Genomic DNA, 6,826 nt, shown 5'->3' with positions numbered 1-6,826 from the left:
CCATGAAAGCGACTGTCAAAAAGACCGTACTCGCCATGGCAATTGCCACTGCCTCGACCGCTGCTGCGGCCAATGGCTGGGACAACCAGAATGCCAATGCGAACATCAACCACAACCATGTCGTGACCGAAACCCGCAACGACACGCACAACCATACCGACAACGAAGTCCGCAACTGGACCCGCACCAACACCACGGTACGCAACAACACCGACACCTCGAACGTGAGCCGTACCCGCACGGTGAACGTCAACGAGCAGGTGCAGAAGAACAGCAACATCCAGGCCGACGAGCGCAAGGAAAAGAACAACCACGGCGTCGACGTGAACCTGGAGAAGGATCTGCGGCTGAGCTCGGACATCAACTTCTCCGGCGATCCGACCATCACCGGTGACATCGACCTGGATTCGGCAGCCATCGCCGTGATCGACAACCGCCAGTCGATCAGCAACAACCTCACCGGCAACAGCCTGGTCACCAACAGTGCATCGATCGCTGATGATGTCGGTGCGGGTGCCTCCGGCAACCTCGGCTTCAACGTGGTGGCCGGCGACAACAACGCGCAGGACAATGCTGCGTCGCTGTCCGCTGCGGATGCTTCCTTCAGCTTCGGCATGGCCGACGCCGAGGTGTTCGTCAACCAGGCCGGCTTCGGCAACACCACCATGAACTCCGGCGTCACCAACGCCGCCGGCCTCGGTGGCAATGCCTTCGGCGGTGCCTCGGGCAACATCGGCGTGAACATCGCCTCGGGCAACAACAACGAGCAGAAGAACGCGCTCGCAGCCTCGGTGGCAACCAGTGCGATGGCACAGTCGAGCATCAGCTCCAACCAGGTGTCCACCGGCAACACCGTGTCCAACGCCGGCTTCGTGCAGTCCTACACCGATACGGTGCAGGTCGGCCTGAGCGGTCGCGTCGCAGGCGGTACCCTGGCCGTGGGTGCCGGTACCTATCGCGGCACCGGCAATGCCTACCAGATGGCCAACTACTACCTCGATTCGTGGAGTGGTGATCTGCCGCATCCGGGTGGCAATGCGACCGGGCACATCGATCTGGACAACGAGATCCAGAATGCAACGATGAACCCGAACCGGCCGGGAGTGGGTGGCCTGGGCTTCGATACGCGTGAAAGCGGCACCAGCCAGTTCGTCGAGCTGGGCGTGGCCGACCTGTATGCCAGCCTCAGTGGCACGGTCAGCACCACCCGCTGGGTGAACGTCAATGCGACCAACACCTCGGCACTGTCCGGCAGCGCGTTCTCCGGCGCGTCCGGCAACATCGGCGTGAACGTGGCATCGGGTACCGGCAACCTGCAGGCCAACAGCCTGGCATTGGCCGTGGCGCAGCCGAGCACCGGCGGTGGGACCGGCGGCGGCGAGTGATCCACGGTGTGACCGCTTTCGCAGCGAACCTGCGTTGAGCGCAACAAGCCCGGCCATCCGCCAATGGCCGGGTTCCCCCGGGGGCCCCTGTCCCTCCTCCCCCTTGGGGCAGGGGCTCCTTCCTTCTCGTGGAGAACGGCATGGCCGGTCATCGCTGGTGGTTGCGTCTGCTGCCCTGCCTGCTGCTGCTGACCAGCGCATGTGGCTGGGCAGGCGAGGTGGTGTTCAGCGGGGTGCTGCCCAATGGCGCGCTGCTGCAGCAGAAGGTGGAAAGCATGCAGGAGCGGCGTTATCGCAACCTGGTGCGGCAGCACACCGACTACAGCTGCGGGGCGGCCGCTCTGGCCACCATCCTGCGTTATGCCTACCACCTGGACACCACCGAGGCGACGGTGATCGAGGGAATGATGGGGGTATCGGATCCACAGCTGGTCAAGGAACGCGGTTTTTCACTGCTGGACATCAAACGCTATGTCGAATCGCTGGGCATGCGTGGACGCGGTTATCGCATCGATGAATCGCGCCTGCGCACGTTGCGGGTTCCTGGACTGGTGCTGATGGATGTACGCGGCTTCCGGCATTTCGTCGTGCTAAAGCAGGTGCGCGACGGGGTGGTGGAAGTGGCCGATCCGATCCTGGGCAACCGCAGCCTGTCACTGGCCGAGTTCAGTGCCGCCTGGCCGTCACGCGCCGTTTTCGTCGTGATCGGCAGCGACTTCGATCGCAATACGGTGCTGCTGCAACCCAGCGAACGGCCCAGTGCCCGCGCGTTGTATGCGCGGCAGGGACCGATCACCGACGCCGAACTGGTCGACTTCGGCTTCAGCCACGCCGACCTGTTCTGAAGGAGGCACGATCATGCAATGCCAACGTGTAGTACTCGCTCTGCTGCTGATGTTGCCGGTGTCGCCGTTGATGGCGGCAGACGGTGCACCGGGGCGAGGCCTGAAGGAAATACCCGATCCCGAACTGAACCTGATGCGCGGCCGCTACACCGTKGGCGGCAACAACGTGGCCTGGTTCGGGGTGACGATGATTTCGCAGTGGCAGGGCCCCAACGGTGCAGTGGTGCAGGGCGCGCTGACCCTGGGCATGGATTTCCGCAATGGCGGCACACCCAAGCTGAGCTTCCAGCCAAGCGTGCAGGTTACCGCCGCTGACGCACCGTTGCCGGCAACGGCAGGGCGCAGCATCGACAGTACCGGCCTGGCCAATGCCAGCGGACTGGTGCAGAGCGTGCAGGTGGCCGGCGATGGCAACACCGCACGCAACGTGACCACCCTGACCGTGCGTGACGGCGCGGTGCCGACCGCACTGGGCGATGACGGCAGCCGCATGGCACAGGCACAGCAGGGCGGGGCTACTGCCACCGCCATGCTCGATGGTAACCAGGCGCGCCTGCTGCTGCAGGTTGATGGGCAGAGCCTGGTACAGCAGTGGATCCGCAATGGCAGCGTGGGGCAGGGCATTGCCCTGGCCGGCGATGGACAGACCGCCAGCAACCGGCTGCAGCTGGAGCTGGTACGCAATACCGCGGCCAACAACCTGCCCTTGAGCCAGAACGTGGCCCAGGCGATCGGGATGAACCGCGGCATGGGCCCAGGCCAGTAACACGGCCTGGTCGGGGGGAACCGACGCACAACGCAGGTCACCGACATGCACACTCTCTACCGGCTTACTCCGCTGGCGCTGGCGGCGCTGGCGGCCACTGCCTTCGCCCAGCAGCCTGCGCCCAGTGATGGCGCCGACATGCAGGCATTGATCGCGCAACTGGAACAGCTCAAGGTCAATTACGCACAGGAGGTACGACGCCTGCGCGAACTGGACATGCAGGTGCAGGCGATGCAGGCGCGGCTGAGTGGTCGCGCAGGCCCCGGTGCGACGCCCGCTGCGCCGTTGGCGCCGGCTGCGGCATCCGCGGTACCGCCCAGCAGCGAAGGCTATGCCAGCAGCGCGGCCGAGGCACAGCAGGCCAAGCAGGAGGCCCGGCGCAGCGTGGATGACGTCAAGCAGCAGCAGGCGGCATTGTTCTCGCGCCGGTTCACCATCGAAAACGGCCTCACCTATGCGCGCTACGACCGCAAGCAGCTCACGCTCAACGGGTTCCTCGCCCTCGATGCGATCTTCCTTGGCAACATCGCGATCGAGAACGTCGAATCCGATTCGTTGACCTACAACCTGGCTGCGCGCTGGGGCGTCAGCCCCAACCTCACCTTGAACATGGACGTGCCGTACCTGGCACGGCGCACGGTCTACCAGAAAGGCGGTGCCGGCGGTGCTGCGGCGGCGATCGCGCAGGAAGAAACCAACGGCAGCGGCATCGGCGATGTCAGCCTGAGTGCCAATTACCGGCTGTTCTCCGAACGCGGCTGGCGCCCGGAGACGGTGCTGACCGGTGGCGTTACCGCACCAACGGGCCGCGCACCCTATGGGCTGGACTGGAAAGTAATCGAGCGCGATGACGATGACTACATCCGCTTCGCAGTGCCGCAGGAACAGCCGACCGGCAACGGCGTGTGGCAGGCCAACCTGGGCGTATCGATGGTGAAGACCGCCGATCCGGCGATCCTGTTCGCCAACGCCGGCTACATCCATTCGTTCCCGCGCGGTTTCAGCGATATCGACAGCAACCCGGATACGGTCAACCCCGGCGATGTGAAACTGGGCGGTTCGGTGTACTTCGGTGCCGGCGTGGCATTCGCGTTCAACGAGCGCACCAGCCTGAGCATTTCCTTCAGCGACAAGATCAGCACGCGCGCCTCGACCCGGTTCAAGGGCGGTGAATGGGTGAAGGTGATCGGCAGCGATGCCAATRCGGCCTCGCTCAATCTCGGCGTGACCTACGCGTTGAACCAGCACACCACGCTGGTGACGCTGCTGGGCATCGGCCTGACCCCGGATGCGCCGGACTTCACGCTGGCATTCAAGGTGCCGTACATGTTGTAAGCGCGGCAGCCCGGCATGGCGCGGCGCTGCATGGCCGCGCTTTGCCGGTGTCGGTGCATGCCCGGCCGCGCAGGGGCCTGCGTTGTCAGCGCTGCGCCGGCAGCTCCAGATGATGCTTGCGGCACAACCGGTATATCGTGACCCGCGAGATCTGCATGTGCCGCGCACACGCCGACACGTTGTAGCCATGCTGGCGCAGGGCCTGCAGCAGTACATCGCGCTCCACCTGGCCACGCGCATCCTGCAGCAGCGCGCGCCGCGCAGGGGCGTCCGGCTCTGCCAGGTCGAGGTCAGCGGCGTTGATCAGCTCGCCTTCGGCCACGATCGCTGCCCGCTGCACGCGGTTCAACAACTCACGTACGTTGCCGGGCCAGTCGAACCCGCGCATGGCCTGGCGTGCGCCGGGATCAAACCCGCGTGCGCGGCCGGGGTGGCGTTGGCGGAAGCCGCGCAGGAAGTGCTCGGCCAACAGCAGGACATCGCTGCCGCGTTCGCGTAGCGCGGGCATCGGCAAGCGCAGGACATTGAGGCGGTAGTAAAGGTCCCGACGGAAGTGGCCCTGGGCCACCGCCTGTTCCAGTTCGACGTGGGTGGCTGCCAGTACGCGCACGTCCACACGCAGCGGCTGGTTGCTGCCGACCCGTTCCAGCGTCCCCTCCTGCAGCACCCGCAGCAGGCTGGTCTGTGCGTCGGCGGGCAGGTCGCCGACTTCATCGAGGAACACGGTGCCGCCGTGGGCACTTTCAAACAGACCGATGCGGCGTTGGGCGGCACCGGTGAAGGCCCCACGCTCGTGGCCGAACAGTTCGGACTGCACCAGATTGGCAGGGATCGCGCCGCAGTTGATCGCCAGGAACGGTTTGCCGGCACGGCCGGACAAGGCATGCAGCGCTTGCGCGGCAAGTTCCTTGCCGGTGCCGGTCTCGCCGGTGACCAGCACCGGCAGGTCGACCGGAGCGAATTTATGCAGGGAGGCGCGCACCGACAGCAGGGCGGTGCTGTCGCCGATCAGCGCCGGCAGGTTGCCGGACTCGCGGACCATGTGCGGCAACGCGTCGTCGCCCTCGGATTGCCGCTGCATTGCCGACAGCAGATCGTGCAGTTCCAGTGGCAGCGCGAACTGGTCGCGGCACGCGCGCAGCAGCGGCCCCCACGCGGGCGGAGCGCTGCCCAGTCCAGGGGGCAGCACGGCGAGCCAGGGCAGGTGGTGATGCCGCTCGATCCACGGCAGCAGCAGCTGCACGGCGTCGGCATCAAGGTGACGCAGATCGACGATGGCCACCAGGTGGTCGCGGCTGCGCAGGCCGATGGCCATGGCAGGGGCAGGGCTGATGCAGCGCAGTTGCCAACCGGCCGCCGCCAGCGCACCCCGCTCGGCTGCCTGCGGTTGGCCGAACCAGATTGCGCAACGCGATGGAATCTCCAGGCTTGCCGCCATTCCTTTCCCCCAGGCAACACGGGCGGCCCAGCCGGGCACCCGGCGCGCCGCCCCGCGCCGGGATGCTGTGGCCGAACACGGTCGGCCTGTCGCGGTCACTGCAACCTTGACATCAAGGACCAACGCAGCAAGCGGCGGCCAGCGGCCAGCGGCCCCGGTTACGGCCAGCCGCCCAATGAAAAAGCCGCTGCAGGGCAGCGGCTTTTCAGGCAATGCGCAGATGACCCCGGATCAGAGGTCGACCCGGCGGGCCTGCATGAACTTGTTGCCCCAGTAGCCGGTGAGCAGGGTGTCGACGCGGACGTCCTTGCCGGTGCTCGGAGCGTGCAGGAAGCGGCCATCGCCCACATAGATGCCGACGTGGTCGACCCGGCCCTTGCGGCCGAAGAACACCAGATCGCCTGCAGCCAGGGCGGCGCGGTCGTTGATCAGTTCGGCATTGGCGTCATGCGCCATTTCGCGCGAGACGCGCGGCAGCTCGATGCCCAGGGCCGAGCGGAACACGTAACCGACCAGGCCACTGCAGTCGAAGCCGCTGTCCGGATTGCTGCCGCCCCAACGGTACGGGGTGCCGAGCAGGGTCATGGCCCGGCGCAGCAACGACTGTACCTTGCCGTTGTCGGCAGCGTTGCCGACCACGACGCTGCCATTGGCGGCGCTGCTGGTGTCGTAATTGGCGAGGAGGCGGCTGAGGTCACCGGCCACCATGGCCGAGCGGTCCATCAGGGGAATGGTGTCATTGGCGGCCAGGTGCGGCAGCAGGGCGGCCAGGGTGGCGCTGGCGGCGGCATCGGCGCGGCTGCGCTGCGGAGCGGTGGCGTCGGCCTTGGCGGCTGCGCGGGGGGCGGCCTCGGCGGTGGCAGCCGGGGGCGCATCGGTACGGGTGGGAGCGGACTGCGACCAGGCCGGAAGGCTGGTCAGACACAATGCCAGGCCCAGCAGAAGCGGGCGGACACTACGCGAAGAAGCGGCGGTCTGGCCTTGGCACGTCGGGTCGTTTGTCGTCACGCGTCGGTCACAAGGAAAAAAACGATGGGGCATCATGCCCTGTAAAAGC

General features: G+C 66.3%; 6 protein-coding genes. 4 read left to right on the top strand and 2 right to left on the bottom strand.

The genetic code is table 11. From position 1 onward, the window contains the following. The first annotated feature begins 2 nt into the window (after positions 1-2). The 4 genes from AC1DJN_RS19410 (at position 3) to AC1DJN_RS19395 (ending at position 4,331) form a co-directional block, all read left to right on the top strand. A complete protein-coding gene (locus AC1DJN_RS19410; RefSeq protein WP_025876071.1) occupies positions 3-1,385 on the top strand; it encodes a hypothetical protein in 1,383 nt (460 codons plus the stop codon). A gap of 140 nt (positions 1,386-1,525) precedes the next feature. Next, positions 1,526-2,230, top strand: a complete 705-nt coding sequence (locus AC1DJN_RS19405; protein ID WP_025876073.1) for a C39 family peptidase — start codon at positions 1,526-1,528, stop codon at positions 2,228-2,230. Between the two features lie 13 nt (positions 2,231-2,243). After that, entirely contained in the window at positions 2,244-2,996 is a 753-nt protein-coding gene (locus AC1DJN_RS19400; protein ID WP_032975046.1) for a hypothetical protein, read from the top strand. 45 nt (positions 2,997-3,041) lie between these two features. Beyond that, the gene (locus AC1DJN_RS19395) at positions 3,042-4,331 is read left to right on the top strand and encodes a transporter (protein WP_478039848.1); all 1,290 of its coding nucleotides are present in this window, start codon (positions 3,042-3,044) and stop codon (positions 4,329-4,331) included. 85 nt (positions 4,332-4,416) lie between these two features. Here the strand turns inward: AC1DJN_RS19395 and AC1DJN_RS19390 are convergent, their stop codons facing one another. Both AC1DJN_RS19390 and AC1DJN_RS19385 read right to left on the bottom strand, forming a co-directional pair. Next, the gene (locus AC1DJN_RS19390) at positions 4,417-5,769 is read right to left on the bottom strand and encodes a sigma-54 interaction domain-containing protein (protein ID WP_025876078.1); all 1,353 of its coding nucleotides are present in this window, start codon (positions 5,767-5,769) and stop codon (positions 4,417-4,419) included. A gap of 231 nt (positions 5,770-6,000) precedes the next feature. Continuing rightward, complete coding sequence (locus tag AC1DJN_RS19385; protein ID WP_032975044.1) at positions 6,001-6,777, bottom strand: C40 family peptidase; 777 nt, start codon at positions 6,775-6,777, stop codon at positions 6,001-6,003. Positions 6,778-6,826 lie beyond the last annotated feature (49 nt).

This window comes from Stenotrophomonas sp. 05L414_2 (assembly GCF_056397905.1).
Note: the sequence above shows the minus strand (reverse complement) of the source record. Positions and strands in the feature narration are given on the sequence as shown.

Coding starts and splice junctions, on each gene's coding strand:
- AC1DJN_RS19410 (WP_025876071.1), top strand. CDS start 3: ATGAAAGCGACTGTCAAAAAGACCGTACTCGCCATGGCAATTGCCACT.
- AC1DJN_RS19405 (WP_025876073.1), top strand. CDS start 1,526: ATGGCCGGTCATCGCTGGTGGTTGCGTCTGCTGCCCTGCCTGCTGCTG.
- AC1DJN_RS19390 (WP_025876078.1), bottom strand. CDS start 5,769: ATGGCGGCAAGCCTGGAGATTCCATCGCGTTGCGCAATCTGGTTCGGC.